The sequence below is a fragment of the Nocardia sp. NPDC056064 genome (assembly GCF_042266925.1).
Lineage (GTDB): Bacteria > Actinomycetota > Actinomycetes > Mycobacteriales > Mycobacteriaceae > Nocardia.
This window is the reverse complement of record NZ_JBHJWO010000002.1, coordinates 391871-417136: the sequence shown is the minus strand read 5'-3', so window position 1 is coordinate 417136 and position 25266 is coordinate 391871. Positions and strand designations below refer to the sequence as shown.

Below are 25266 nucleotides of genomic sequence, written 5' to 3'. Positions count from 1 at the left end.
TGCCTGTGTGTCGCCGCGCATTCGGCATGGGGCAGGCACGTCGAGTAGAACTGGACCATGGATCTCGACGACGCCGAGCAGGCCGACACGGCCCCGCGCAAGCGCACCGGCGGCCGTTCGGCCCGGGTGCGCGTGGCGGTGCTCACCGCCACGCTCGAGCAGATCACCGAGTTCGGCGTCGAGGGCCTGACCATCGGTGACGTCGCCGCCCGCGCCGGTGTCGCGGAGACCACCATCTACCGCCGCTGGGGCACCCGCACGGCCCTGATCGCCGACGCCGTCACCGAACTGGCCGCCGTGGGCAACCCCGTCCCCGACACCGGTTCGCTGCGCACCGACCTGCGGGTACTCGCCGAACAGGTCTCGCACCTGATCGCCCGTCCCGGCATCGCGCGACTCGTCGGCACCGTCATCGCGCTGTCCGTCGACCCGGAGGTCGAGGCCGCGCGCCGCCGCTTCTGGGACGACCGCTTCGAACGCAGCTCCCACGTCGTCACCAGGGCGATCGAGCGCGGCGAACTCGCCGGCACGACCGACCCCCGCGAGGTCGTCGAAACTCTCTCGGCACCACTGTATTTCCGGGTCCTGGTGGGGTCGGAGCCCATCGACGACGCCTTCATCACCCGCTGCGTCGACAACACCCTGGCCCTGCACGGGCAACCCGCGCGCTAGACGTGGTCAGTCCCGGCTGGTCGCTTCGGCGCGCCCGCGAACGGCGCCGAGGGCGAATTCGGCCCAGCGGATGTTCTCCTGCTCGAAGGCGATGCCGCGCAGCAGAGTGAGGTAGGGGCCGATGTGGGCGGATTCGCTCAGGTAGGCCGGCTCGCTGCGGCCGTCGAGCAGGCGGGCGCGGCGGCGTTCGTAGCGGGCGAGCTTGGCCTGCGCCCAGCCCCGGCGCTCGATCAGCATGGCCTCGACCGCGGGGGTGTCACCGGTCGTCATGCCCTGGATCTTGACCAGCATGTCGTCGCGGATGACGGTGGGCTTGGGCGCCTCGGCGATGAAGTCGCGCAGAACCTGCCTGCCGGTCTCGGTGAGCGAGTGCAGCCGCTTGTTGGGGCGCTTCTCCTGTTCGACGACGCGGGCGGCGATCAGTCCGTCGGCGGTCATCCGTTCGAGCTCCTTGTAGAGCTGCTGCGGGGTCGCCATCCAGTAGTTGGCCACCGCCGCGTCGAACAGTTTGGCCAGGTCGTAGCCGGAGGCCTCACCTTCCATCAGGGCGGCCAGTACCGCGTGTCGTAACGCCATCCGCCCAGCGTAACAGCAGTGCGATTATTCAAATCGGTAAACCAGCAGCGCACTGGACATCGGTGTAGAGCTGCGGTTAGCCTCTGGTGAACTATTCAATTATTTGCCTAGGAGGCTGGCATGGGTCATCCGTTCCGGACGGCGGTGGAGGCGAGGGATCACGACGCCATCGAAGCGTTGCTCGCCGACGACGTGGTGTTCACCAGCCCGGTGGCGTTCGCGCCGTATCCGGGCAAGCCGGTCACCGCGGCCATCCTGCGGGCGGTGCTGCGGGTGTTCGAGGACTTCCGCTACGTGCGCGAGATCGGCGGCGCCGACGGACGTGACCACGCGCTGGTGTTCGAGGCCACCGTCGACGGGTTGCGGCTGTCGGGCTGCGACTTCCTGCATTTCGACGAGGAAGGCCGCATCGACGAGTTCACGGTGATGGTGCGCCCGCTCTCGGCCGCCAAGGCGCTGGCCGCCCGGATGGCCGAGCAGTACCCGCGCATCCAGCAGGAGGCGCGAGAGGCGATCGAGGGCAAGGCCACCGCGTGAGCACGCCGGGGTTCTCGCGCTATGTCGCGCTCGGCGACAGCCAGAGCGAAGGCGTCGGCGACGGCGACGACAGCACCGGGCTGATCGGCCTGGCCGACCGCCTGGCCGCGAGGATGGCCGTTGCCGCCCCCGGCCTGCTCTACGCGAACCTGGCCGTGCGCGGCAAACTCGCGGGCCAGGTCCGCGCCGACCAGCTCGACGCGGCACTGGCGCTGCGGCCCGATGTGGCCACGGTCATCGCCGGGGTGAACGACATGCTGCGTCCGAGCTTCGACGCCGACGTGGTGGGGGAGCACCTCGCCGCGATGTTCGCCGCCCTCACCGGGCAGGGCGCGGTGGTGGCGACGGTGACCTTCCCCGACCTCACCGCGGTCATGCCTGTCACCCGGCCACTCGGTGGGCGCCTGGCCGCGCTCAATGGGGTGGTCCGCGCCGTGGCGGCCGATCACGGGGTCCTGGTGGCCGACTTCGACCATCTTCCGGTGGTCACCGATCCACGTATGTGGTCGTGGGATCGCCTGCACTGCAGCCCACTCGGCCACCAGCGCATCGCCGACGCCCTGGCGCAGACGTTGTCGCTGCCCGGGGCCGACGGCAGCTGGGCTGAACCGCTGCCTCCGCTGCCCACGCCCGGCATCCTGGCCACCGGCGTGACCGAAGTGCGCTGGGCGAGTGGATTTCTCGGGCCGTGGCTGCTGCGCAGGCTCACCGGGAAGTCCTCCGGTGACGGGCGGGTCGCCAAACGACCGCAGCTGCTGCCGGTCGGTTCGGTGGCGGGTTCGCCCGTCACCTGACAGCGCGGGCCGCCCACCTCGAGGCAGCCCTCTCCGCGCGCTCGGCGTCCGTCGGCGGCTATGTTCGCTGCGGAACGACGAGTTCAGGGAGAACGCAGTTTTGGACCAGCGGTCAACGAATCCAGTTGTTGCGCAGAACCTCCGGATGCCGGTCGGTGTGCGGTCGGCGCAGGTCGTCGTCTTCCTCATGGCCGGGATCGGGGTCATCGGCACCGTCGTGCTGATCGGGCTGGGTCACCCGATCGCCGCGGGCGCGAACACCCAGGGCTACCTGTTCTCCTGGGCGCTGGCCGTCACCGCCTGCTTCTTCGGGCGCAGGCGGCGGTCGGTGCGGATCACCGCGACCGTGTTCGCGGTGCTCGAAGGATTCGTCGCGCTCGGGTCCGCCGCTGCCGTCGATCCGGACGCGGAGGTCGCGCTGGTCCGGATCTCGCCCGGACCGATCGGTGTGCTCGCGGTGATCGCCGTGCTCGTCCTGCTGTACCGGCCCTCGGCTCGAACCTGGTTCGCGGGTCCCGGCATCGCCTCCGCGCATCGCGGCCCCGATGTGGCGGCCGGGCGTCGGGTGCGGCTGTCCGTCCTCGTGGGAGCGCTGGTCGCTGTTCTCGGGGGCGGGCTCGGGGTCTGGTGGGTTCTCGGCGATCGGAACACCGCCGCCACCCCGGCGGTCGGCGACTGCGTGGGCGGCACGAACGGCAGTGACGTCCGGTCCTCCTATACCGAGCTGCTGACGGTGGGATGTTCGGACCCGGCCGTGCAGGCGAAGGTCATCGCGGACGTCCCCGATACCGGGAAGAGTTCCCCGTGCAGGCAATTCGAGGACGCGGTGAAGCTCGACGAGTACGACGGAATCGACGGGCGCATCCTCTGCCTGCGCGTCTTCGGCTGACCGGCTGTGGCTCAACTCCCTATGAGGACAGCGGGATCCACGAACCGCGGATCGCGAGCGATCGCCGCGAACCCCGACCCTCCGTCGACCGACTCCTCCACCCCGGCCAGCCGGACGAGCAGATCGAAGTAGTCCGATTCCGCCGTCCGCAACGCCGCGATAGTCGCCGTGAGATCGGTGCCACGGGCGAACCGCGCCCCGTCGGCCCCCACCAGCAGCGTCGCCAGCCAGGCCTCGGAGTCGGCGGCGAACATCGACCCGCTGGTCTCGGCCCAGAACAGCACCGTGCTCGGCGCCGTCGCGGAACACCGCCGTCCCGCCGCGGCGAGCATCACCAGCGCGGTGTAGACGTTCGACTCACAGAACCCGAAGTGCATCAGATACGCCTCGAGCGCGCCCTCCCGATACCGCAGCACATAGGTGAGCCCACCGGTGTTCTCCCCGAAGCAGTCCCCGAAATACTCCCGGGGCGTCACCCCTTGCTCGGCCTGTCCCCAGTCCGGAGCCTTCCCGTCCCAGAACCACCCGTCGAACATCGCCCCGCTGTTCTCGATGACCTCCGGGCCCGGCGCCGGTGTCTCCAGCCAGTCCTCGAAGGACTCCCGCCCCAGGGGAATTCGAGCGGCGACGACAAACGTGTCCGACACAACGGCTCCTCAGCGATCCGACGGCACCGACTGTCCCCGCGCCCACGCGTCATCCTGCCCCACTTCGGCGCGAAGCCCGACCCGTAGCGCCCACACCGGCGCTACCGTGGAGATACCCGTGGGGAGGAACACGATGGTTTCGGTGATGCTGGACCGCTTTTCGTTCGATTTCCGCTACGCCCTCAACGACCGGCAGAAGACGATGTTCGACCCGAGCCGGACATTCGTCGAGATCTACTCCGTCCCCACACCCGCGGGCCGGGAAGAGCGTGGGTGGACCTGCCTCGAATCGAGAAGGATCAAGCGAAGTATCGAGATCGACGCCACCGCCGAGGAATCCGCGGCGTGGATCCGCGCCAGGACCGTCGCCCTGGACGCGCTGTCGACCGCCGAACAGCAGGTCGTCCACGATCTCGGCCTGCGGATCGAGCGCGGCTTCTACCCCGGACTACGCCGCGCGCACGGCTGGTCGGCATCGCGCCGCCGCGCGGCCTCACGACAGGCATTCGACGAACTCGAAGCCCGGCTACACGACATCACCGAGCACTATCGCCCCGTCCGCGAGCAGATCGACACCCGCGTCCACGAGGCCGAAGCACGCGCACAGGAACTCCAAGCAATACGCTGGCGCATCCAGCGCGAACGGGAACAACGCGACGCCCACTTCACCGACCTGGCCGCCCGCACCCGCTGGAGCTACCACGTCACCGAATCCGACCGAACCGTCCACGTCTCCCGCACCGACGACTCACCCCTGACCACCCCCGACCTGATCCACGACCTCCAACGCCCCACCCACCACCTCACCGGCTACACCGTCCACTGGGCCCCCTCCGCCCGCACCGAAATAGAACACGCCACCGGCACGGATTTCACCACCTGGTGGACCGTGATAGCCCCCAGGCACTGGCCCGATCCCCGAAAAGTCCCGCCCCGCCCACCGACCCGCCCCACCCCCTCCATCGGCGGCCACTCCAGCTACGGCGGCCACGACAGCTTCTCCTCCTGCGGAGGCGGCTTCTGACACGACGTACTCGCCAGACAGCCGGTCATGGCCGACCATCTGTCACCTGATCAGGACATCGCGGTCCGCGGACCGGCGCATACGCCGGTATCTGAAGACACTTCTACCCGCTGACGCAGTGTGCTCAGCGGTGCGGGTGCCTCTGACCCGCGATCGTTGCAGGTCAGAGGCAATTCTGCGCCCCCGGCAGGAATCGAACCTGCGACCTAGAGATTAGAAGGCTCTTGCTCTATCCAACTGAGCTACGGAGGCAGTCGCATACACCTTGGCGGATCTGGGCCGCGCTGTCCAGCTCGAAAAGTATAGCGACCGACCAGATCGGGTGGGGGTGACGGCAGGAGCGAGAGCCCCATCGGGGCGGTGCCGGGTACGCCGAACTACCCTCGTTGTCATGTCGTTATCGCAGGACCCCTCCGCTGGACCCGCCGTCGACGGTGGACCACCGGCGGCGGAGTCGGGGCGGTCCGTGCCGGTGGGCAACGCTGCGTCCTTCGGCGTGCTGAGTGCTGTCGCGGGGGCTGTGGCCGCGGTGGTCGCGGCGATGGTGGTCGGGTTGTCGGCGGCGCAGGCGTTGAGTCTGCTGGGTATACCCGATCCGGGGCCGTTGACAACATACGGATTGCCCGCGCTGCGGGCGGTGGCCGATCTGGCCGCCGCGGTGACCGTCGGCTCGCTGCTGTTCGCGGCGTTCCTGCTGCCGCCGCGCGACAGCGGGTTGCTCGAGGCGGGCGGCTATCGGGCGGTGCGGCGGGCTTCGGCCGCGGCGCTGGTCTGGGCGGGGGCGGCGGCGCTGCTGGTGCCGCTGACGGTGTCGGATACGACCGGTCAGCCGGTGACGAGCATCTGGCGGCCCGAGAAGTTGTGGCCGGTGATCGCCCAGGTCGAGGTGGCGGGGGCCTGGCGCACGACGGCGCTGCTGGCGCTGATCGTGGCGATCGGCTGCCGGCTGGCGTTGCGCTGGGGCTGGACGCCGGTGCTGCTGGGTGGCGCGCTGGTGACGATGATGCCGCTGGCACTGACCGGGCATTCGTCCTCGGGCGGGTCGCACGACGTGGCGACCAACTCGCTGCTGTTGCACATGGTGGCGGCGGCGGTGTGGGTCGGTGGGCTGATCGCGGTGCTCGCGCACGCGATGCGCGGCGGGGCGGGCACCGATGTGGCGGCGCGGCGGTTCTCGCTGGCGGCCACGGTGTCGATCGCGGTGATCGCGGTCAGCGGCGTGATCAACGCCTGGGTGCGAGTGCCCGCCGCCGACCTGTTCACCACCACCTACGGCAGGCTGGTGCTGGCCAAGACCGCCGCGCTGCTCGTGCTCGCCGCCATCGGCTATCTGCAGCGTCGTGCCGCGCTGCCGGCGCTGGCCGCCGACCCGCGCGACCGCACGGCCCTGATCCGCTTCGCCGGGGTGGAGATGCTGATCTTCGCGGCCACGATCGGGCTGGCCGTCGGCCTCGGCCGCACGCCGCCTCCGCCGCCCACCTCGATCCCGACGCCGATGGAGGTCGAACTCGGGTACGTCATCGACGGGCCGCCGACGGTGGCCAGGCTGCTGTTCGACTGGCGCTTCGACCTGATCTTCGGCACCCTGGCCATCGTGCTCGCGGTGCTCTACCTGCTCGGGGTCTACCGCCTGCGCAAGCGTGGGGACGCGTGGCCGTTGGGCCGGACCATCGCCTGGTGCAGCGGCTGCCTGGTGTTGCTGCTGGCGACGTCGTCGGGAGTCGGCCGGTACTCACCGGCGATGTTCAGCGTGCACATGGGTGCGCACATGGCGTTGTCGATGCTGGCGCCGATCCTGCTCGCTCTCGGCGGCGCGGTGACGTTGGCGCTGCGCGCGCTGCCGCCCGCCGGTCGTGGCGGGGTGCCGGGGCCGCGCGAGTGGATCCTGGCCGCCGTGCACAACCCGGTCTCGCGGTTCCTGACCCAGCCCGTGGTCGCCTCGGTGATCTTCGTGGCCGGGTTCTACGCGCTCTACCTGGGCGGCATCTTCGACACCACGGTCGATTCGCACGCCGCTCATCTGATGATGAACGCGCACTTCCTGCTCAGCGGCTACCTGTTCTATTGGGTGGTGATCGGCATCGATCCCAAGCCGCGCGAGGTGGCGCCGCTGACCAAGCTCGCGATGGTCTTCGGCACGCTGCCGTTCCACGCGTTCTTCGGCATCGCGCTGATGAGCATGACCACCGTGCTGGGCGGCTGGTTCTACCGCACGCTCGGCCTGGGCTGGCACATCGACCTGCTCGCCGACCAGCGCAACGGCGGCAGTTTCGCCTGGGCCAGCGGTGAGGTGCCGCTGGTGGTGGTGATGCTGGCGCTGCTGATCCAGTGGTCGCGCAGCGACCAGCGCCTGGCCAAACGCACCGACCGCGCCGCCGACCGGGACAACGACGCCGATCTCACCGCCTACAACGCGATGTACGCGGAGCTGGCGCGCCGCGACGGCGAGGTGCGCCGGTGAGCGCACGCGAGGTGCCGGTGAGCGAGTCGGCCGAGCGTGCCCAGCCACCGCGGATCCTGCGCACCGAGGTGCGCGCGGCCCGGCGCAGGCTGACCGGCCGGGTCCGCAAGACCCCGGTGTTCCACACGAGCGTCGACGGGCCGGACGGGCCGGTGCCGGTATCGCTGAAGCTGGAGTTCCTCCAGCACGGCGGCACCTTCAAGGTGCGCGGCGCGCTCAACGCGCTGCTCAGCACCCGCGAGCAGACCGGCCACGTGGTGGTCGCCTCGGGCGGCAACGCCGGAATCGCGGTGGCATTGGCCGCCGCCCAGCTGGGCCGCGACTGCACGGTGGTGGTGCCCGAATCGGCGCCGCACACCAAGGTCGCGGCGATGTGGGCGCACGGTGCCGAAGTGCTCTGGCACGGCACCAGCTACGCCGAGGCGCAGCAGCGCGCGGTGTCGCTGGCCGCCGAACGCGGCGCCGAACACCTGCACGCCTACGACATGCCCGCCGTGGTGGCGGGCGCCGGTGTCATCGGGCTGGAGCTGGAGGAACAGGTGCGCGGGCGCCCGCCGGTGCTGGCCGCGATCGGTGGGGGCGGCCTCATCGCGGGGCTCGGTGCGGCGCTGGGCAGGCGCAGGCAGATCGTCGGCGTCGAGTCCGAGCACACCCCGGCGCTGTCGGCGGCGCTCGCGGCGGGCAGGCCGGTCGACATCACCGCGCAGTCCGCGGCCACCGAGCTGCTGTGCGCGACTCGGGTCGGTGACATCGCCTTCGACATCGCCCAGCGACACCGGATGCCTGCGCTCTCGGTCGCCGACGACGCGATCAGCGCGGCCCGCGAGTACCTGTGGCGGGAGTTCCGGGTGGTGGTGGAACTCGAGGGTGCCGCCGCGCTGGCCGCGGTGCAGAGCGGGGTCTACACCCCGGAGCCCGGAGTGCGGCCGATCGTGGTGCTGTGCGGGGCCAACACCGAACTCCCCGTCGTCTGACACGGCGGATATCCACAACCAGGGAAGTTGTCCACAAATCGTCCTCGCGGCTCCCGGCCGGGTCCGTGGCCGGTCATCCTTGAATCGTCAGCACAACGACGACGAGCGGGGGCGGATTCGATGTACGAGGCGAACACGACGGTGGTCGGCACCGTGATCACCCATCCGGTACGACGCGATCTCGGCAACGGCGACCAGGTGGTCACCTTCCGGATGGCCAGCAATGCGCGGCGGCTCGACCCGGCCACGGGGGAATGGGTGGACAACGGCAACCTCTACCTCACGGTCTCGTGCTGGCGCAGGCTGGCGATCGGGGTCGGGCGGTCGCTGCACCGGGGTGATCCGGTGATCGCCTGCGGGCAGTTGCGCTCGCACGAGTACCGGGCCAAAGACGGCACCGAGCGGCGCGATCTGGAGATGCGCGCGGCCGCGGTCGGCCCGGATCTGGGCCGGTGCGGTGCCTCGGTGGTGCGCCGGTCGGACGCGGCCCGCGCGGTGACGCATCCGGCGCGGAATATTTCCGGTCACACCGGCGCTGCACTCTCCGGCGCCGAGGACGTGGCCGAGTATGCGCCCACCGCCCCCACTGCCGTAGCCTCTACGACCGCGGCGGATTCCCTCCCGGCGCGATCGCCGGACGCGGTGCCCCCGGCGGGCATCCCCGAGCAGGTCGACGCCTGAGGCGCTGTCCGCGGCACCCGGCCCGCTCCGCATCTCACCCCCGTTACCCGCACCGATAGGCTTCCATATATGGCTGAGTTCATTTATCAGATGATCAAGGTTCGCAAGGCGCACGGCGACAAGGTCATTCTCGACGACGTGACGCTGAACTTCCTGCCCGGCGCCAAGATCGGTGTCGTCGGACCCAACGGCGCGGGTAAGTCCAGCGTGCTGAAGATCATGGCGGGGCTGGACCGGCCGAACAACGGTGAGGCGTTCCTCGCGCCCGGCGCGACGGTGGGGATCCTGCAGCAGGAGCCGCCGCTCAACGAGGAGAAGACCGTCCGCGGCAACGTGGAGGAGGGCCTCGGCGAGGTCAAGGTGAAGCTGGACCGCTTCAACGAGATCGCCGAGCTGATGGCCACCGAGTACTCCGACGAGCTCATGGACGAGATGGGCAAGCTGCAGGAGTTCCTCGACCACGCCGACGCGTGGGATGTCGACTCCCAGCTCGAACAGGCCATGGACGCGCTGCGCTGCCCGCCGCCGGACGAGCCGGTCACCAAGCTCTCCGGTGGTGAGCGCCGCCGTGTCGCGCTGTGCAAGCTGCTGCTGAGCAAGCCGGATCTGCTGCTGCTCGACGAGCCCACCAACCACCTCGACGCCGAGTCGGTGCTGTGGCTCGAACAGCACCTGGCCTCCTACCCGGGCGCCGTGCTGGCCGTCACCCACGACCGGTACTTCCTCGACAATGTCGCCGAGTGGATCCTCGAACTCGACCGCGGCCGCGCCTACCCGTACGAGGGCAACTACTCCACCTACCTGGAGAAGAAGGCCCAGCGCCTCGAGGTCCAGGGCAAGAAGGACCAGAAGCTGCAGAAGCGGCTCAAGGAGGAGCTGGCCTGGGTGCGCTCGGGTGCCAAGGCCCGGCAGGCCAAGAACAAGGCCCGCCTGGGTCGCTACGAGGAGATGGCGGCGGAGGCCGAGAAGCACCGCAAGCTGGACTTCGAGGAGATCCAGATCCCCGCGGGTCCGCGCCTGGGCGACATCGTCGTCAACGTGTCGAACCTGGACAAGGGCTTCGGCGACCGGCAGCTGATCAAGGACCTGTCCTTCACGCTGCCGCGCAACGGCATCGTCGGCGTGATCGGCCCCAACGGTGTCGGTAAGACCACGCTGTTCAAGACCATCGTCGGCCTGGAGGAGCCCGACAGCGGCGAGGTCAAGGTCGGCGAGACGGTCAAGCTCAGCTACGTCGACCAGAACCGCGCGGGCATCGACCCGAACAAGAACGTCTGGCAGGTCGTCTCCGACGGGCTGGACTTCATCGAGGTCGGTAACCAGGAGATGCCCTCGCGCGCCTACGTCAGCGCGTTCGGCTTCAAGGGCCCAGACCAGCAGAAGCCGGCCGGGGTGCTCTCCGGTGGTGAGCGCAACCGCCTGAACCTGGCGCTGACGCTCAAGCAGGGCGGCAACCTGATCCTGCTCGACGAGCCGACCAACGACCTCGACGTGGAGACCCTGAGCTCGCTGGAGAACGCGCTCGAGCAGTTCCCGGGCTGCGCCGTGGTGATCTCCCACGACCGCTGGTTCCTGGACCGCACCTGCACCCACATCCTCGCGTGGGAGGGCGACAGCGACAACGAGGCCAAGTGGTTCTGGTTCGAGGGCAACTTCGAGGCCTACGAGGCGAACAAGATCGACCGGCTGGGTGCCGAGGCGGCCCGGCCGCACCGGGTCACCCACCGGAAGCTGACCCGCGACTGAGCGGATCACACCGAGCCGGACCACGGGCAGGGTAGCGCGCGTCGCACCCTGCCCGTGGTGTCTCCGGCGGCCGTCCGACCGGCCCGCCGCGGCAGCGGATCCGGGGGGCTGGGGGAGTGTTCGCTGCGAGCGGAATCCGTTGCGGCACGGCGGGTTCGGTATCGCTGTCGCGTCATCGGCGAAGTTACCCGTGGGGTAATCGGATTGTCTCTCGGCGCGGCCCCTGACCTCGGGCTAGTCTCGATTCGGCGTCACCTGTATGCGGAACCGAAGCGGAACCGAATCCTTGGGAGTGGACGGAAAATGACGGTCTCGTCGGAATTGTCCAGCGCAGCGTGGGCAGCGGGTCTGCCCCAGCCTCTGCGTGGGGAGCTCGCCACCTTGGAGGAGGCGTACTTCCGACACGTCGACGCCGGCGACGTCGACTGCACGATCACCGGCATCACCCAGATCTTCCGCCGTCACCTCGAGCTGGCCACCGAACGTCCCCGTGGCAAGGCGCTGATGCGGGTCCATCATCCCGACGACGGCGCCGGCGTGGGTGTCGCGGTGCAGCTGGTCACCGACGACATGCCGCTGCTGGTCGAGTCGATCACCGCGGCGCTCAATCGCGCGCAGGTCAGCGTCACCGAGGTCATCCACCCGATCTTCGAGGTCATCCGGGACGCGGAGGGCAAACTGGTCTCGGCCGCCCCGCACGAGGTGGACGGCAACGGCGCGGTCGGGCTGGCCGAATCGTGGATGCACCTGCAACTGCACCCCTCCACCAGCCGGGCGGCACTCGACGAGCTCACCGCCACGCTGCCCAAGGTGATCGCCGACGTGCGGCAGGTCATCGACGACACCGAGGCCATGGTCCGCGTGCAGTCCGGCCTGGCCGACCGGCTGGACCGGGCCGCGGGCCGGTCACCGGCACCGTTCCCCGCCGCCGATCTCGGCGCGTGCGCCGATCTGCTGCGCTGGCTGGCCGACGGCAATTTCACCCTGCTCGGTTACGCGCGCTACCGGCGCGACACCGTGAGCGGGCACACCGTCTCCAGCGCGGTGGACGCCAGCTCGCTGGGCGTGCTGCGCCCGGGTATCGGCACCGATTTCCAGGTCCCGATCAACGGGGGCGACCGGCCGCTGCTGCTGCTGACCCAGGGGCTGGTGCGGGCCACCGTGCATCGGTCGGTCTACCCGTACTTCATCGGTGTCGCCGATGTGGACGACGCGGGTGTCGTGGCCGGGGTGCACCTGTTCATCGGGGTGTTCACCGTCAGCGCCGTGCACGAGAACGTGCTCGACATCCCGGTGATCAACCGGCGGGTGCGCAGCGCGATCGAGGCGGCGGGCTTCGACCTGGAATCGTTCTCCGGGCAGGCCATGCTCGAGGTGATCGAGTCGTTCCCGCGCACCGAACTGTTCTCCGCCGACACCGAGACGCTGCGGCGCACCGCGGTCGCGGTGCTCGGCGTCGGCCTGCGCAGGCAGGTGCGGCTGTTCCTGCGCTCGGATTCCTACGGGCGGTTCGTCGCGTGCATGGTGTACCTGCCGCGTGATCGCTACACCACCGCGGTGCGTCTGGAGATGCAGGACATCCTGGTCCGCGAGCTCGGCGGCACCGATATCGACTATTCGGCGCGGGTCAGCGAAAGCGAGCTGGCCAGTGTCTATTTCACGGTCATGCTGTCCACCGAGCCACACGCGCCGATCCCGGACACCTCCGAGGAGAACCGGCTGCGGATCCAGGCGCTGCTCGACGCGGCCAGTCACAGCTGGGACGACCGCATCGAGGGCGAGGCCGCCACCTCGGCCGAGCACGACCCGGCCGCCGTCGCCCGTGCCGCCGAGACCTTCCCCGAGGGCTACAAGGAGGACTTCACCCCCGCCCGCGGTCTCGACGATCTGGGCAGGCTGGCCCGGCTGCCCGAGGGCGGCATCGGCCAGCTCCTCTACCGCACCGCCGATTCCGCGCCGGGCACCTGGCGGTTCAGCCTCTACATCGCAGGCAGCGGGGTGTCGCTGAGCCAGGTGCTGCCGGTGTTGCAGAGCCTGGGTGTCGAGGTCGTCGACGAGCGGCCCTACCGGCTCGAGCACGCCGCCGAGCGCTGGATCTACGACTTCGGGCTGCAGGCCCGCCCCGACCTGCTGCGCAACCCGCTCGTCGCCGAACTCGACGCGGGCCTGCTCACCCCGAGCACCGAGGCCGACGCCCTGCGGTCGCGGGTCACCGATGCCGTCGAGGCGGTCTGGTACGACCGGGCCGAGGCCGACGGTCTCAACGAGCTGGTGCTGCGCGCCGGGCTCGGCTGGCGCGAGGTCACCATCCTGCGCGCCTACGCGAAATACCTGCAGCAGGCCGGATTCCCGTACAGCCAGGCCAATATCGCGCGCGTGCTGCTGGCCCATCCGGAGGTGGCACGCCAGTTCGTGGCGCTGTTCGCCGCGCGTTTCGACCCCGACACCGTCTCGGCCGAGACCGCCGCGGAGCTGGAGACCAGGGTGCGCGCGGGCATCGACGAGGTGGTCAGTATGGACGCCGACCGGATTCTGCGTGCCATTCTCGGCCTGGTCAAGGCCACCCTGCGCACCAACTACTACGTGCTCGACGCCGACGGCCGCCCGCGCGACTACCTGTCGCTGAAGGTGGAACCGCGCGAGATCGCCGAATTGCCCAAGCCGCGACCGCAATTCGAGATCTTCGTCTACTCACCGCGGGTGGAGGGCGTGCACCTGCGCTTCGGTTCGGTGGCGCGCGGCGGGTTGCGCTGGTCGGATCGGCTCGAGGACTTCCGCACCGAGATCCTGGGCTTGGTGAAGGCGCAGGCGGTGAAGAACGCGGTGATCGTGCCGGTCGGCGCCAAGGGCGGTTTCGTGGTGAAGCGCCCGCCCGCGGCCACCGGCGACCCGGCCGTCGACCGGCAGGCGAGTATCGCCGAGGGCACCGCCTGCTACCGCACCTTCATCTCGGGGCTGCTCGACGTCACCGACAATGTCGACCTGGCCACCGGCGCCGTGCTGCCACCGGAGCGGGTGGTCCGTCGCGACGGCGACGACACCTACCTGGTGGTCGCCGCCGACAAGGGCACCGCCAGCTTCTCCGACACCGCCAACGACGTGGCCACCGGCTACGGCTTCTGGCTCGGTGACGCGTTCGCCTCCGGTGGCTCGGCCGGCTACGACCACAAGGCCATGGGCATCACCGCCAAGGGCGCGTGGGAATCGGTGAAACGGCATTTCCGGGAGATGGGCATCGACACCCAGAGCCAGGACTTCACCGTGGTCGGCGTGGGTGACATGAGCGGTGACGTGTTCGGCAACGGCATGCTGCTCTCGCGCCACATCCGGCTGGTCGCCGCGTTCGACCACCGGCACATCTTCCTCGACCCGAACCCCGACGCGGCCACCTCCTTCGCCGAGCGCGAGCGGCTGTTCGCGTTGCCGCGCTCGTCCTGGGCCGACTATGACCGCTCGCTGATCAGCGAGGGCGGCGGGGTGTTCGAGCGAACGGTGAAATCGGTGCCGATCTCGCCGCAGGCCAGGGCCGCGCTCGGGCTGCCCGACGGGGTGCAGGCGCTCTCGCCGCCGGAGCTGGTGCGCGCGATCCTGCTGGCACCGGTGCAGCTGCTGTGGAACGGCGGCATCGGCACTTATGTGAAGGCGAGCACCGAGTCCAATGGCGAGGTGGGCGACAAGTCCAACGACGCGGTGCGCGTCGACGGGAAGCAGTTGCGGGTCAAGGTGGTCGGTGAGGGCGGCAACCTGGGCGCGACGGCGCTGGGACGCATCGAGTTCTGCCGCGCGGGCGGCAAGATGAACACCGACGCGCTGGACAACTCCGCCGGTGTCGACTGCTCCGACCACGAGGTCAATATCAAGGTGCTGCTCGACGGCGTGGTGAGCGCCGGCGCGCTGGCCCCGGCCGATCGCAATCCGCTGCTGGCCTCGATGACCGACGAGGTCGCGCGGATGGTGTTGCAGGACAATGTGGATCAGAACGCGCTCATCGGGATCGCGCGCACCGACGCGCCCCAGATGGCGAGCGTGCACGGGCGCGTCATCGACGACCTCGAGCAGCGGCGCGGACTGGACCGCGAGCTCGAGGCCCTGCCGTCGACGGCGGAACTGAAGCGGCGCGCCGAGGAGGGCAGCGGGCTGGCCTCGCCGGAGCTGGCCAACCTGCTCGCGCACGTCAAGCTCGGGCTCAAGGCCGACCTGCTCGACACCGACCTGCCCGACAGCGCCTACTTCGCGCGCAGGCTGCCGTTGTACTTCCCGACCCCGCTGCGCGAGCGCTTCGGTGCCGAGATCAAGAAGCACCGGCTGCGCCGCGAGATCGTCACCACGATGATCGTCAACGAGGTGGTCGACTATGGCGGCATCACCTACGCGCACCGGCTCGGCGAGGAAGTCGGCGCGAGCACTTCCGATGTGGTGCGCGCCTTCGCCGCCGCCAGCGAGATCTTCGAACTGCACGATGTGTGGGCGCGGATCCGCGGCGCCGACGCGCCCGCCGGGGTGTGCGATCTGATGGAACTGGAATCCAAGCGCACGCTGGACCGGGCCTCGCGCTGGCTGCTGAGCAACCGGCCCCAGCCCATCGCGGTGGGCGCCGAGATCAACCGCTACCACCGCCGGGTGCAGGAACTCGCGCCGCAGGTGCCCGGCTGGTTGCGCGGGCACCACGTCACCTCGCTGACCCAGGGCGCGGCCGAGCTGATCGCGCGGGGCGCACCGACCGAGCTGGCGACCGAGGTGTTCGGGCTGCTGAGCATGTTCCCGCTGCTGGACGTGGTCGACATCGCCGATATCGCCGATCGCGACGGCGCCGAGGTGGGTGCGCTCTACTACGCGCTCAACGAGCACCTGAAGATCGATTGGCTGCTCGAGGCGGTCAGCCACCTCGAACGCGGTGACCGCTGGCACGCGCTGGCCCGGCTCGCGCTGCGCGACGACATGTACGGTTCGCTGCGTTCGCTCACCCTCGATGTGCTCTCCGGGGGTGACCCGGAGGAAACCGCCGACGAGAAAATTGCATACTGGGAGTCGAAGAACCAGTCCCGGCTGGGTCGTGCGCGCGCGGCCCTGGCGGAACTGTTCGAGTCCGGGACCCACGACCTCGCCACACTGTCGGTCGCCGCGCGACAGGTGCGGAGCATGGTGAGCGGGGTGGGCGCCCAATCGGAGGTACCACGGTGACGAGCTCGCCGAACGGCGACACCGCCGCACCCGCGGCAGATCTGGTGTTGCCGCAGCGTTTTCACGCGAAGGTCGAGATCCGCTGGTCGGATATGGATGTGTTCCAGCACGTCAACCACGCGCGGATGGTGACGCTGCTGGAGGAGGCCCGCATTCCCTGGCTGTTCGACGAGGACAAGCCCACCGCCTCGATGGGGCGCCAGGGATGCGTGCTGGTCGACCTGCACGTGAAGTACCGGGGCCAGCTGCGCCACGAGGACACCCCGCTCGATATCGCGATGTGGGTCAAGCAGTTGCGCGCGGTCGATTTCACGATCGGCTACGAGGTGCGGGCCAACGGCGCTGCCCCCGATTCGCCGCCCGCGGTCACCGCGACCACGCAGCTGGCCGCGTTCGACATCGAGACCCAGCGTCTGCGCAGGCTCAGCGACACCGAACGCGACTACCTGGCACTGTGGCGGGCCTGATTTCGTGAGTTCCGAACAGCGGGTGCTGCACACGCCCGACCCGGCCGAACGCGAGAACCTGGCCACCTTCCTCACCCGGGCGCTACGCCTGGACCCCGCCGCCGTCGTCCGGTTGCGCCGCCGCGGGTCGAGCCTCGTCTCGGCCTGGGTGGCGACCGGTTTCGAGACGCTGGCGGTGCGTACGGTCACCGCGGAACTCGGCGTCGACGACGCCACCGCCGCGGCCGACACGGTGCTGGCCGGTCTGCGCACCGGGCATCCGGTCGACCTGGGCTATTCGATGGATTCGGCCTGGCGTGGCGCGCTGCCACCGGTCGACGGCTTCACCCACGTCGACGACGTGCCCGCCCGCGCCCTGGTCGAACTGGCCGAGCGCGGGGCGGACGTGGCCCGCGAACACGGGGGCGCACACGGCCCGCCCGCCTCCCTGCTCGACCAGTCGGTCCTCACGGTCACCGGCGCGGGCGATCTCGCGGTGGAGGTCCCGATGCGCGTCGTCTTCGCCCTCACCGCCATGGATTTCATCCCGCACGCGGGGGAGAAGGCCGAGTCGCGGCGTATCCAGCCCACCGAACTGGTTCGCGTCCGCGCGACCCGCACCTGGCTGCGTCTCGACGCCCGCTATGGCTCGGTTGCCCGTCGGGTGGGCGGTGGGATTCCGCTGTCGCCGAGCTGACGTGTGGGAACCGGGCGGCGGGATTCCGCTGTCGCCCAGCTGACGCGTGGGAACCGGGCGGCGTGATTCCGTTGTCGCCCAGCTTGATTCATGAGTCCGGCGTCGGCGCTCGTCGACGCACCGGCGGGTGCCGAGTCGGTGGAGCGGTGGCGATTCCCCGCGATGACGCCGTGCCTCGACGCGCTGCGGTGATCGGGCGAAGGCGGCTGGGCGCGATTCGTACGCAGGGCTGCCGGTCTCGGTCGTCCAATACGCCTCGCATGTCGCCGAGTGGTCCTATGTCATTCCGGCGCGCCACAACAGCGAACAGGGAACATGGGTTCGCGTTCAGTGCACGCCCATCAGGCGCAGCAATGCCGTCGTGCCCGCCGCGGCGAGCACGGTGACGAGTAGTGGGGCGCGCCGCCAGGCCAGGACACCGCCGACCGCGACCCCGGCGGGCAGCGCGAGACCCAGTTCGCCGGAGCCGGTCGGCAGCGTCGCGGTCGCCACGAGCGCCGCGAGCAGGATGAGCGCGCCGGTGTCGAGCAGGTGGATCGCCCTGGGGGACAGGCGCAGTCGATGACGCAGCGCGGGTCCGGTCCAGCGCAGCGCGTAGGTGCCCGCGGCGAGGATCAGCATCGCGGGGAGCAGGGCCTGAGTGCTCATGACCGGCGCCCCTGGTGCGTTGGGCGCGCTATGCCGGTGGCCGGGGGTCGTGACCACCACGTCCCGGCGAGCGAGGTGGCCCGGATGGCGAGCGAGGTGGTCGGCCGATGGCGCAGCGCGGGTCTGGTCCAGCGCAGTGCGTAGGTGCCCGCGGCGAGGATCAGCATCGCGGGGAGCAGGGTCTGAGTGCTCATGACCGGCGCCCCTGGTGCGTCTGTCGCGCGATGTCGGTCGCCGAGGGTCGTCGCCGCCACGTCCCGGCGAGCGAAATGGCCGGGATAGCGAGCGAGGTGGCCGGCTGATGACGCAGCGCGGGTCCGGTCCAGGTGCCCGCGGCGAGGATCAGCATCGCGGGGAGCAGGGCTTGAGTGCTCATGACCGATGCCCCTCGTGCGTCTGTCGCGCCATGTCGGTCGCCGCGGGTCGTCGCCGCCACGTCCCGGCGAGCGAGCTGGCCAGGTTGGCGAGGGAGGTGGTCGGCACGGCGAGCAAGATGGCCGGGACGGCGAGGGTGGTGGCCGCCGCAGCGAGGGAGGTGGCCGCGCCGCCGAGGAGGGTGGTCGCCACGGCGAGGGAGGTGGTCGGCGCAGCACGGGAGGTGGTCGCCGCAGCGTGGGAGGTGGACGACGTGGCGTGCTCGTACCCGGGGATTGTCAGCATGACTGCGCCGCTGGTTCGGTAGGGGCCTTCTCCGGGGGTCGCAGGGCGAACACCAGGCCGGCCAGGGCGATCAGGACCGGGAGGCCGGCGGGGACGAACGGAGCGACGACCACGGCCAGCGCGGCGCCGGCCAGGACCGGGCGCAGGGTGGCGCGGTCGCGGAGGGCGGGCAGGATGAGGGCCAGCAGGATGACCGGGAAGACCGCGTCGAGACCGAGCGCGGAGGTGTCGGGAACAATCGCGCCGAGGGCGGCGCCCAGGGTCGCGCCGAGCGGCCAGCAGAGGGCGACGCCGATGCCGCACGCCCAGTACGCGGCGCGTTTGCGGGCGGGATCGCCGGGTGCCGTGGCGAAGGCGACGGACTCGTCGTTGAGCACGTGGATGCCGAGCACCCGCCGCCAGCCGCGACCGAACACCTCCGGCGCCGACAGGCCGTAGGGCAGGTGCCGGGCATTGAGCAGCAGCCCGGCCACGACGGCCGCGATCGGGCTGCCACCGGCGGCCACGATGCCGAAGAACAGCAGCTCCGAGCCGCCGGCCAGCACCGTCACCGCCATCACGACGGGCATCCAGACCGGGAATCCGGCCGCGATCGTGGAGGCGCCGTAGGACACCCCGAACAGGCCGACGGCCAGACAGGCCGCGGCCACGGCGGTACCGGTCCGCCGATCGAGTGTTCGCCATATCGAACGCATGTTTCCCATAGTGAACGCCCGGGGTGGGTAAAGTCAACGCGAACTCGCCAGCCCCCAGGAGGCGTCGATGGACCGGCAGGACCCGGTCGCCGGACCACCCCAAGCGGTGATCGCGGCGGCGCTGCGACGCGAACGCGCGCGCGCAGGTTTGTCGCTGACCGAGGTCGCCAGCCGGGCGGGCGTGGCGAAATCGACGCTGTCGCAACTGGAATCGGGCACCGGCAATCCCAGCCTGGAGACCCTGTGGGCGCTGTGCGTCGCGCTGGAGATGCCGTTCTCGCGCCTGCTGGACCCACCCCGGCCCAATGTCCAGGTGATCCGGGCCGAGGAGGGCGCGGCGGTGCCCTCGGCCGATGCCGACTACCGGGTGACCTTGCTCGCAGCGGGCCAGTCGCACACCCGCTGCGATGTGTACCGGATCGCGGCCGAGCCGGGACATGTCCGCCGGTCCGAACCGCACACCCCGGGCGTGGTCGAGCACGTGGTGCTGGCCGCCGGGCGCGCGCTGGTCGGCCCGGCGGACGAGCCGATCGAGATCGGCCCCGGCGACTACGTGCGCTACCTGGGCGATCTCCCGCATGTCTTCGAGGCGATGGAGCCGGGCACCTGGGCCTCGATGGTGATCGAGAGCCCCTGACTCAGGCGGCGCCTTCGCCGAGATACTGCAACCAGAGCGGATCCAGCTCGGCGGTGGTGGACAGCAGTCGCCAGTGCGGTCCCTTGGGGGAGACCAGCGGATGACGTAGCGTCCAGCCGATCTCGGCCAGCATCTTGTCGGCTTTGCGGTGGTTGCACGGGGCGCAGCTGGCTACGCAGTTCTCCCACGAGTGCTCGCCGCCGCGGCTGCGCGGGATGACGTGGTCGATGGTCTCGGCCTTGCCGCCGCAGTAGCCGCACCGGTAGCGATCGCGGTGCATGAGGGCGGCGCGGGTCATCGGGACCCGGGCGCGATAGGGCACCCGCACGTAGGTGCGCAATCGGATGACGGAGGGAATCGCCACGGCGGCCCCCGCGGAATGCAGGACCGGGGCGTCGGGGTCGTCGTGGACGGCGTCGGCTTTGGCGCAGATCAGCAGGACCACGGCACGGCGCGCGGACAGGGCGGTGAGGGGCTCGTAGGTGGCGTTGAGGAGGAGGACCCGGCGTTTGCGCCATGCGGCGGCGTCGTGGTCTCCGGCGAGATGTAATGGCGCGGGGTGATGCGGCAGGTCGTGACGACCGGATGCGCCCGGATGGTGATCGGACAGGATGTGCAGCGGGATGGCCCCCGAGCCACGATTGTGGACGTCGGCGGGCTGGAGTTGTCGATACGCGCGCGCCTCGTGTGACCGGGCGCCTGGTCGCTGCTTCATCTTGACCTCGATTTCATGATTGGCAGGATCATGTGGTATCTGGGGTCGATACTGTCACCCAGTTGACCACGCTCGCGCCGGTATTGCACGGCTATTTTTCAAACTTCCGGGTGAACTGTGGTTGAAGGGCCATGTGTTCGTGATGCACGCTGCCGCCGGGCGGGGCCGCCGGTCACCGGGGCACAATGGGGGACGTGACTTCAGGTGAGCAGACAACGACCTCGTTCTACGACGCGGTGGGTGGCGCGCAGACCTTCCAGCGGCTCGTGTCGGTGTTCTATCGCGAGGTCGCGGCCGACGAGATCCTGCGGCCGATGTACCCGGAGGCCGACCTCGGCCCGGCCGAGCGGCGGCTGCGGATGTTCCTCGAGCAGTACTGGGGCGGGCCGCGTACCTACTCCGACGAGCGCGGGCACCCGCGGCTGCGGATGCGCCATCATCCGTTCGTCATCGGGCCGCTCGAGCGCGATGCCTGGATGCGGTGCATGACCATCGCCGTGGGCGAGATCGAGCCGTCGATCCTGGACGACGAACACCGCAAGGCCCTGCTGGACTACTTCCAGATGGCGGCCGCGTCCTTGCAGAACGCCCCGTAGCCGACCCGGCGGGGTGCCCCGCGTTCGCTGATGACCGGCAGGTGGCGGCCCGATTTCGCGGCGATATCGAGGTTTACCGCGAGGTTTCGGCCCGGCGTGGCCGACGCTGGCGATTTGCCGGATCGTGAGAAAGTGCCGCGCCACAGGAATATCGCGGGCGGTTTTTGGCAATATTGCGGGTGTGACACAGACACCTGCCTCGCCGGTGCCGGGGGACAAAAGCACCGCTCCGTGGTGGACAACCGCCGTGTTCTATCAGGTCTATCCGCGTTCGTTCGCCGACTCCGATGGTGACGGAATCGGCGATCTGGGCGGTGTACGCGAGAAGATCGGCTACCTCGAGCTACTCGGTGTGGACGCGCTGTGGATCTGTCCGGTGATGCGTTCGCCGCAGGCCGACGGCGGGTACGACGTGTCCGATCCGCGCGACATCGACCCGCTGTTCGGCGGGCTGGCCGCGATGGACGAGCTCATCGCCGAGGCGCACGATCGCGAGATCAAGGTCACGATGGATCTGGTACCCAATCACACCAGCGTCGAACATCCCTGGTTCACCGCGGCGCTGGAGGCCGCCCCCGGCAGCCCCGAACGGGCCCGCTACATCTTCCGCGACGGCCGCGGTCCCGACGGCGCCGAGCCGCCCAACAACTGGCCCAGCATCTTCGGTGGCCCGGCCTGGACCAGGGTCACCGAGGCCGACGGCACGCCCGGCCAGTGGTACCTGCACATCTTCGCCGCCGAACAGCCCGACCTGAACTGGGAGAATCCCGAGGTCGCCGACGACTTCGAGAAGACGCTGCGGTTCTGGCTAGACCGCGGCGTCGACGGGTTCCGCATCGACGTGGCGCACGGCATGGCCAAGCCCGCCGGGCTGCCCGACATGGCCGAGGTCACCACCCGGCTGCTGGTCAACGACGACGACGATCCGCGCTTCAACGACCCCGGCGTGCACGCCATCCACCGCCGCATCCGCACCGTGCTCGACGACTACCCGCACGCGGTGTCGATCGGTGAGGTGTGGGTCGAGGACAACATCCGCTTCGGCGAATACGTGCGCCCCGACGAACTGCACCTGGCCTTCAACTTCCGCCTGGCCGAGACCCCGTTCACCGCCGAGGGGGTGCGCGCCGCCATCACGCATTCGCTGGACGCGGTGAGTGCGGTGGGCGCCCCGCCGACCTGGACGCTGTCCAATCACGATGTCGAGCGCGAGGTGACCCGCTACGGCGGCGGCAAGGTCGGGGTGGCCAGGGCCAGGGCGATGATGATGGTGGAGCTGGCGCTGCCCGGCGCGGTCTTCGTCTACAACGGCGCCGAACTCGGCCTGCCGAACGTCGACGATCTGCCCGAGGAGGTCCTGCAGGACCCGGTGTGGGAGCGCTCCGGTCGCACCGAACGCGGTCGTGACGGCTGCCGGGTGCCGATTCCCTGGGAAGGCCGGACCCCGCCGTTCGGCTTCACCGAGGGCGCCGATTCCTGGCTGCCGATCCCCGCCGACTGGGCCGACCGCACGGTGGAATCCCAACTGGAGACACTGCATTCGACACTGTCGCTGTACCGGCTGGCCATCGACCTGCGCGGCACCCGGCCGGAATTCGCCGGCGACCGGATCGAGTGGTACGGCAGCCCCGACGGGGCCCTGGCCTTCCGCAGGCCGGGCGGGCTGATCTGTGTTCTCAACGCCACCGACGAACCGATCCAGCTGCCGCCGGGGGAGGTGCTGCTGGCCGCCGCGCCCGTCGTCGACGACCGGTTGCCCGCCAACGCGGCGGCCTGGCTGGTGTGAATCGGACAGGACACGCACGCCGAACCGATGACCGGAGGATGAACTACTACACAGCATCGTCTACCGTTGGACCGTGAGCATTCTCGAGACAGTGCTGATCTTCGTCGGCATCCCGGCCGCGATCTACTTCGCGATCGCGGGTTTGTCCTATCTCGGTAAGCCACTGCCCGGTGAGAAGCCGGCCCACTTCGCACTCGGGCAGAAGTGGACCCACTCGCCGGTGCTGTGGAGCGCTACCGACGAGGTGACCGCTGCTGCGGGTCACCACACCGCCGAGCCGCATGGCAGCCATGCGGCTCTCGAAGCCGCCGACGCGGCGCTGATCGGAGGCCGGGCAAGTGGCAAGTTCTGAGTGGCCCGCGGTGGTCGAGGCCGACCTGCCGCACGGTTCCGCGCTGACCAGCAGCGGCCGCGTCTCGGGTGTGCACGAGTCGGGCACCGTCTTCGACGAGGTGCCGTTCACCGACCGTGAGCGCATCATGCTCGACAACGCGCTCACCGAGGCGACCCGCGCGACCAAGGTGCGCTTCAACGTCTACCTGGGTGACCTGGGCGGCGACCCGGCCACCGGCGCCGACGAGCTGCTGCCGAACACGCCCGAGTCGGCCGACTCGGTGCTCATCGCCGTCTCGCCCAACCAGGGTGCGATCGAGGTGCGCTCGGGTGCGAACGTGGCCGAGCGGGCCAACGACCGCATCTGCCAGCTGGGCGTCACCGCCGCGCTGGCCTCGTTCCGCCAGGGCAACCTGATCGACGGCCTGATCTCGGCGGTGCGCGTGATGTCGGCCGCCATCGGCCGCTAGTTCCGCTGTTCCGCCACCCGGCGCGTTCACCTGCGAAGGTGAACGCGCCGTTGGTGTCTCGGCCGCCGGTGCGGCATCGAGTAGTCTGAGCGGCGGTTTACCGGCCGCGCGTGGCGGCCGGCGGTGGCGCTGGGGGGAAGATGCAGACAGGAATCGGTCGCGGGATCTCGGCGGTGGCGCTGGCCTGTGTGCTGGCCGGATGCGGGCAGGACGCGCCCGGCGTGGACGGGCCGGTGGCGGGTGCGCCGCGGGCGCAGTTCTACACCCCCACACCGGAATCGGTGCCGGGTGCGCGCGCGTCGGTGATCCGGGTCGAGCCGTTGACCGGAGCGCAGGCGGTGCCGGGGGCGCGCAACTATCTGGCGCTGTACCGCTCGGTGGACCGCACCGGCGCGACGGTCGCGGTGTCGGGCACGCTGGCCGTGCCCGAGGGCACGCCGCCCGCGGGTGGCTGGCCGTTGATCTCCTGGGCGCCCGGGACCAGCGGGGTCGCCGATGTGTGCGCGCCCTCGCGGTCGGAGGGTTCCTCGCCGAGTCGCGACGACCAGGCCCGCTGGATCGCCGCGGGCTATGCCGTGGCCAGGACCGACTACCAGGGCCTCGGCACCCCCGGTGACCACGGCTATCTGATCGGTGAGACCGAGCAGCGCGCGGTGGCCGATCTCGCCGTCGCCGCCCGCGCCATCGACGAGTCGGTGGGGTCGCGCTGGGTCGCCATGGGTCATTCGCAGGGCGGGCACGCGGCCCTGTTCGCCGCGAGCGCGTCGGCCGGGTGGGCACCGGACACGCCGCTGCTGGGTGCGGTCGCGCTGGCGCCGGTCTCGCATCTGGGCCAGCAGGTGCGGATGGCGAAGTGGACGGTGTCCAACCCGCTCGGCAAGGTCGGCGCGGGTGACCTGGCGGTGTACGTGCCGCTGCTGGTGCGCGGCGCGCAGACGGTCGTGCCCGTCGACCCGGGCCGGTTCCTCACCGAGCGGGCGGTGACGATGCTGCCCATCGCCGACTCCGAATGCAGTGCGGGCCTGCGTGACCGGAGCAAATGGGGCGGGCTGTCCACCAAGGACGTGTTCACCCGCGACGGCGACCTCTCGGCGCTGCTGGGGGTCCTCGACGACAACGATCCCAGCGGGCTCTCGTTCACCACCCCGGTGCTGGTGCTGCAGGGCCGCGACGACCTGACCGTGCTCCCGGCTTCGACCGACGCCATGGTCTCCGACCAGCAGAACAACGGCCAGGACGTGGACTACCGCAAGCTCGACGGCGTCGACCACAGCGAGATCGTGGCCGCCTCCTTCGCCGACGCCCTGGCCTGGGTGGACGCGCGGTTCGGCATCAGCCGCTGAGCCGGTTACGCCGAGAGCAGAAGAGCGCGGTGTTCGCGGGCCCGGGTCCCTACCCTCG

At 70.2% G+C, this 25266-nt stretch carries 26 protein-coding genes and 1 tRNA gene; 18 read left to right on the top strand and 9 right to left on the bottom strand.

The features are described from left to right. The first annotated feature begins 57 nt into the window (after positions 1-57). Complete coding sequence (locus ACFC06_RS25795) at positions 58-672, top strand: TetR/AcrR family transcriptional regulator (RefSeq protein ID WP_375936832.1); 615 nt, start codon at positions 58-60, stop codon at positions 670-672. A gap of 6 nt (positions 673-678) precedes the next feature. Here the strand turns inward: ACFC06_RS25795 and ACFC06_RS25790 are convergent, their stop codons facing one another. Further along, the gene (locus ACFC06_RS25790) at positions 679-1248 is read right to left on the bottom strand and encodes a PadR family transcriptional regulator (RefSeq protein ID WP_375936829.1); all 570 of its coding nucleotides are present in this window, start codon (positions 1246-1248) and stop codon (positions 679-681) included. A 120-nt stretch (positions 1249-1368) separates the two neighbouring features. Between ACFC06_RS25790 and ACFC06_RS25785 the strand changes: the two genes are divergently transcribed. From ACFC06_RS25785 to ACFC06_RS25775, 3 genes are all read left to right on the top strand, one after another. Next, a complete protein-coding gene (locus ACFC06_RS25785) occupies positions 1369-1785 on the top strand; it encodes a nuclear transport factor 2 family protein (RefSeq protein ID WP_375936826.1) in 417 nt (138 codons plus the stop codon). Beyond that, a complete protein-coding gene (locus ACFC06_RS25780; RefSeq protein ID WP_375936822.1) occupies positions 1782-2579 on the top strand; it encodes an SGNH/GDSL hydrolase family protein in 798 nt (265 codons plus the stop codon). The genes ACFC06_RS25785 and ACFC06_RS25780 overlap by 4 nt, the downstream gene beginning before the upstream one ends. Before the next feature lie 145 nt (positions 2580-2724). Beyond that, on the top strand, positions 2725-3468 hold the full coding sequence (locus ACFC06_RS25775) for a hypothetical protein (RefSeq protein ID WP_375936819.1): 744 nt from the start codon (positions 2725-2727) through the stop codon (positions 3466-3468). Positions 3469-3479: 11 nt separating this feature from the next. Here ACFC06_RS25775 and ACFC06_RS25770 read toward each other — a convergent pair whose 3' ends face one another. Continuing rightward, positions 3480-4115 (bottom strand): hypothetical protein, encoded by a 636-nt coding sequence (locus ACFC06_RS25770; protein WP_375936816.1) that lies wholly within the window; start codon positions 4113-4115, stop codon positions 3480-3482. Between the two features lie 133 nt (positions 4116-4248). Between ACFC06_RS25770 and ACFC06_RS25765 the strand changes: the two genes are divergently transcribed. Further along, on the top strand, positions 4249-5139 hold the full coding sequence (locus ACFC06_RS25765) for a hypothetical protein (RefSeq protein WP_375936813.1): 891 nt from the start codon (positions 4249-4251) through the stop codon (positions 5137-5139). Positions 5140-5317: 178 nt separating this feature from the next. On the opposite strand, the gene ACFC06_RS25760 is transcribed toward ACFC06_RS25765, so the two are convergent. Then, positions 5318-5391, bottom strand: a tRNA-Arg gene (locus tag ACFC06_RS25760). 139 nt (positions 5392-5530) lie between these two features. Between ACFC06_RS25760 and ACFC06_RS25755 the strand changes: the two genes are divergently transcribed. The 7 genes from ACFC06_RS25755 to ACFC06_RS25725 all read left to right on the top strand — a co-directional run bounded on the left by ACFC06_RS25755 (position 5531) and on the right by ACFC06_RS25725 (position 17325). Continuing rightward, a complete protein-coding gene (locus ACFC06_RS25755; protein ID WP_375936810.1) occupies positions 5531-7600 on the top strand; it encodes a cytochrome c oxidase assembly protein in 2070 nt (689 codons plus the stop codon). Continuing rightward, entirely contained in the window at positions 7597-8574 is a 978-nt protein-coding gene (locus ACFC06_RS25750) for a serine/threonine dehydratase (protein WP_375936807.1), read from the top strand. The genes ACFC06_RS25755 and ACFC06_RS25750 overlap by 4 nt, the downstream gene beginning before the upstream one ends. A gap of 120 nt (positions 8575-8694) precedes the next feature. Continuing rightward, positions 8695-9255, top strand: coding sequence for a single-stranded DNA-binding protein (locus ACFC06_RS25745; protein ID WP_375936804.1), 561 nt, complete (start codon positions 8695-8697; stop codon positions 9253-9255). A gap of 69 nt (positions 9256-9324) precedes the next feature. Continuing rightward, entirely contained in the window at positions 9325-11001 is a 1677-nt protein-coding gene (gene ettA / locus ACFC06_RS25740) for an energy-dependent translational throttle protein EttA (protein ID WP_375936801.1), read from the top strand. A gap of 303 nt (positions 11002-11304) precedes the next feature. Then, positions 11305-16182 carry an NAD-glutamate dehydrogenase gene (locus ACFC06_RS25735; RefSeq protein ID WP_375936798.1) on the top strand — a complete coding sequence of 1626 codons (4878 nt, stop codon included), beginning with the start codon at positions 11305-11307 and terminating at the stop codon, positions 16180-16182. 41 nt (positions 16183-16223) lie between these two features. Beyond that, positions 16224-16649, top strand: a complete 426-nt coding sequence (locus tag ACFC06_RS25730; RefSeq protein WP_336083587.1) for a thioesterase family protein — start codon at positions 16224-16226, stop codon at positions 16647-16649. A 4-nt stretch (positions 16650-16653) separates the two neighbouring features. Then, entirely contained in the window at positions 16654-17325 is a 672-nt protein-coding gene (locus ACFC06_RS25725; protein ID WP_375936795.1) for a hypothetical protein, read from the top strand. Between the two features lie 327 nt (positions 17326-17652). Here ACFC06_RS25725 and ACFC06_RS25720 read toward each other — a convergent pair whose 3' ends face one another. Genes ACFC06_RS25720 through ACFC06_RS25700 form a run of 5 tightly spaced genes read right to left on the bottom strand, consistent with a single transcriptional unit; the run spans position 17653 to position 19328 of the window. Beyond that, positions 17653-17973 (bottom strand): AzlD domain-containing protein, encoded by a 321-nt coding sequence (locus ACFC06_RS25720; protein WP_375936792.1) that lies wholly within the window; start codon positions 17971-17973, stop codon positions 17653-17655. Next, complete coding sequence (locus ACFC06_RS25715) at positions 17970-18167, bottom strand: hypothetical protein (protein WP_375936789.1); 198 nt, start codon at positions 18165-18167, stop codon at positions 17970-17972. The genes ACFC06_RS25720 and ACFC06_RS25715 overlap by 4 nt, the downstream gene beginning before the upstream one ends. Next, on the bottom strand, positions 18164-18349 hold the full coding sequence (locus tag ACFC06_RS25710) for a hypothetical protein (RefSeq protein WP_375936786.1): 186 nt from the start codon (positions 18347-18349) through the stop codon (positions 18164-18166). The genes ACFC06_RS25715 and ACFC06_RS25710 overlap by 4 nt, the downstream gene beginning before the upstream one ends. After that, entirely contained in the window at positions 18346-18633 is a 288-nt protein-coding gene (locus ACFC06_RS25705; protein ID WP_375936783.1) for a hypothetical protein, read from the bottom strand. The genes ACFC06_RS25710 and ACFC06_RS25705 overlap by 4 nt, the downstream gene beginning before the upstream one ends. Beyond that, positions 18627-19328, bottom strand: a complete 702-nt coding sequence (locus ACFC06_RS25700; protein WP_375936780.1) for an AzlC family ABC transporter permease — start codon at positions 19326-19328, stop codon at positions 18627-18629. Before ACFC06_RS25700 ends, ACFC06_RS25705 begins: the two co-directional genes overlap by 7 nt. A 67-nt stretch (positions 19329-19395) precedes the next feature. On the opposite strand from ACFC06_RS25700, the gene ACFC06_RS25695 reads away from it, so the two are divergent. Beyond that, a complete protein-coding gene (locus ACFC06_RS25695) occupies positions 19396-19965 on the top strand; it encodes a helix-turn-helix domain-containing protein (RefSeq protein WP_375936777.1) in 570 nt (189 codons plus the stop codon). A 1-nt stretch (position 19966) separates the two neighbouring features. Here the strand turns inward: ACFC06_RS25695 and ACFC06_RS25690 are convergent, their stop codons facing one another. After that, entirely contained in the window at positions 19967-20680 is a 714-nt protein-coding gene (locus ACFC06_RS25690) for an HNH endonuclease (protein ID WP_375936774.1), read from the bottom strand. A gap of 185 nt (positions 20681-20865) precedes the next feature. Between ACFC06_RS25690 and ACFC06_RS25685 the strand changes: the two genes are divergently transcribed. The 5 genes from ACFC06_RS25685 to ACFC06_RS25665 all read left to right on the top strand — a co-directional run bounded on the left by ACFC06_RS25685 (position 20866) and on the right by ACFC06_RS25665 (position 25208). Then, positions 20866-21276, top strand: coding sequence for a globin (locus ACFC06_RS25685; protein ID WP_375936772.1), 411 nt, complete (start codon positions 20866-20868; stop codon positions 21274-21276). Positions 21277-21457: 181 nt separating this feature from the next. Further along, on the top strand, positions 21458-23062 hold the full coding sequence (locus ACFC06_RS25680; RefSeq protein ID WP_375936769.1) for a glycoside hydrolase family 13 protein: 1605 nt from the start codon (positions 21458-21460) through the stop codon (positions 23060-23062). Positions 23063-23135: 73 nt separating this feature from the next. Beyond that, positions 23136-23414: a hypothetical protein gene (locus ACFC06_RS25675; RefSeq protein ID WP_278262942.1), complete on the top strand. Its 279-nt coding sequence runs from the start codon at positions 23136-23138 to the stop codon at positions 23412-23414. After that, positions 23401-23865 (top strand): DUF5130 domain-containing protein, encoded by a 465-nt coding sequence (locus ACFC06_RS25670; protein WP_375936766.1) that lies wholly within the window; start codon positions 23401-23403, stop codon positions 23863-23865. Before ACFC06_RS25675 ends, ACFC06_RS25670 begins: the two co-directional genes overlap by 14 nt. 140 nt (positions 23866-24005) lie before the next feature. After that, on the top strand, positions 24006-25208 hold the full coding sequence (locus ACFC06_RS25665) for an alpha/beta hydrolase family protein (protein ID WP_375936763.1): 1203 nt from the start codon (positions 24006-24008) through the stop codon (positions 25206-25208). The last annotated feature ends 58 nt before the right edge of the window (positions 25209-25266 follow it).

Bases quoted from the DNA above. Each gene is read 5' to 3' on its own strand.
- ACFC06_RS25795 (WP_375936832.1), top strand. From the start codon at position 58: ATGGATCTCGACGACGCCGAGCAGGCCGACACGGCCCCGCGCAAGCGC.
- ACFC06_RS25790 (WP_375936829.1), bottom strand. From the start codon at position 1,248: ATGGCGTTACGACACGCGGTACTGGCCGCCCTGATGGAAGGTGAGGCC.
- ACFC06_RS25785 (WP_375936826.1), top strand. From the start codon at position 1,369: ATGGGTCATCCGTTCCGGACGGCGGTGGAGGCGAGGGATCACGACGCC.
- ACFC06_RS25775 (WP_375936819.1), top strand. From the start codon at position 2,725: ATGCCGGTCGGTGTGCGGTCGGCGCAGGTCGTCGTCTTCCTCATGGCC.
- ACFC06_RS25765 (WP_375936813.1), top strand. From the start codon at position 4,249: ATGGTTTCGGTGATGCTGGACCGCTTTTCGTTCGATTTCCGCTACGCC.
- ACFC06_RS25755 (WP_375936810.1), top strand. From the start codon at position 5,531: ATGTCGTTATCGCAGGACCCCTCCGCTGGACCCGCCGTCGACGGTGGA.
- ACFC06_RS25745 (WP_375936804.1), top strand. From the start codon at position 8,695: ATGTACGAGGCGAACACGACGGTGGTCGGCACCGTGATCACCCATCCG.
- ettA (WP_375936801.1), top strand. From the start codon at position 9,325: ATGGCTGAGTTCATTTATCAGATGATCAAGGTTCGCAAGGCGCACGGC.
- ACFC06_RS25735 (WP_375936798.1), top strand. From the start codon at position 11,305: ATGACGGTCTCGTCGGAATTGTCCAGCGCAGCGTGGGCAGCGGGTCTG.
- ACFC06_RS25720 (WP_375936792.1), bottom strand. From the start codon at position 17,973: ATGAGCACTCAGGCCCTGCTCCCCGCGATGCTGATCCTCGCCGCGGGC.
- ACFC06_RS25715 (WP_375936789.1), bottom strand. From the start codon at position 18,167: ATGAGCACTCAGACCCTGCTCCCCGCGATGCTGATCCTCGCCGCGGGC.
- ACFC06_RS25710 (WP_375936786.1), bottom strand. From the start codon at position 18,349: ATGAGCACTCAAGCCCTGCTCCCCGCGATGCTGATCCTCGCCGCGGGC.
- ACFC06_RS25705 (WP_375936783.1), bottom strand. From the start codon at position 18,633: ATGCTGACAATCCCCGGGTACGAGCACGCCACGTCGTCCACCTCCCAC.
- ACFC06_RS25700 (WP_375936780.1), bottom strand. From the start codon at position 19,328: ATGCGTTCGATATGGCGAACACTCGATCGGCGGACCGGTACCGCCGTG.
- ACFC06_RS25695 (WP_375936777.1), top strand. From the start codon at position 19,396: ATGGACCGGCAGGACCCGGTCGCCGGACCACCCCAAGCGGTGATCGCG.
- ACFC06_RS25690 (WP_375936774.1), bottom strand. From the start codon at position 20,680: ATGAAGCAGCGACCAGGCGCCCGGTCACACGAGGCGCGCGCGTATCGA.
- ACFC06_RS25685 (WP_375936772.1), top strand. From the start codon at position 20,866: ATGGGGGACGTGACTTCAGGTGAGCAGACAACGACCTCGTTCTACGAC.
- ACFC06_RS25665 (WP_375936763.1), top strand. From the start codon at position 24,006: ATGCAGACAGGAATCGGTCGCGGGATCTCGGCGGTGGCGCTGGCCTGT.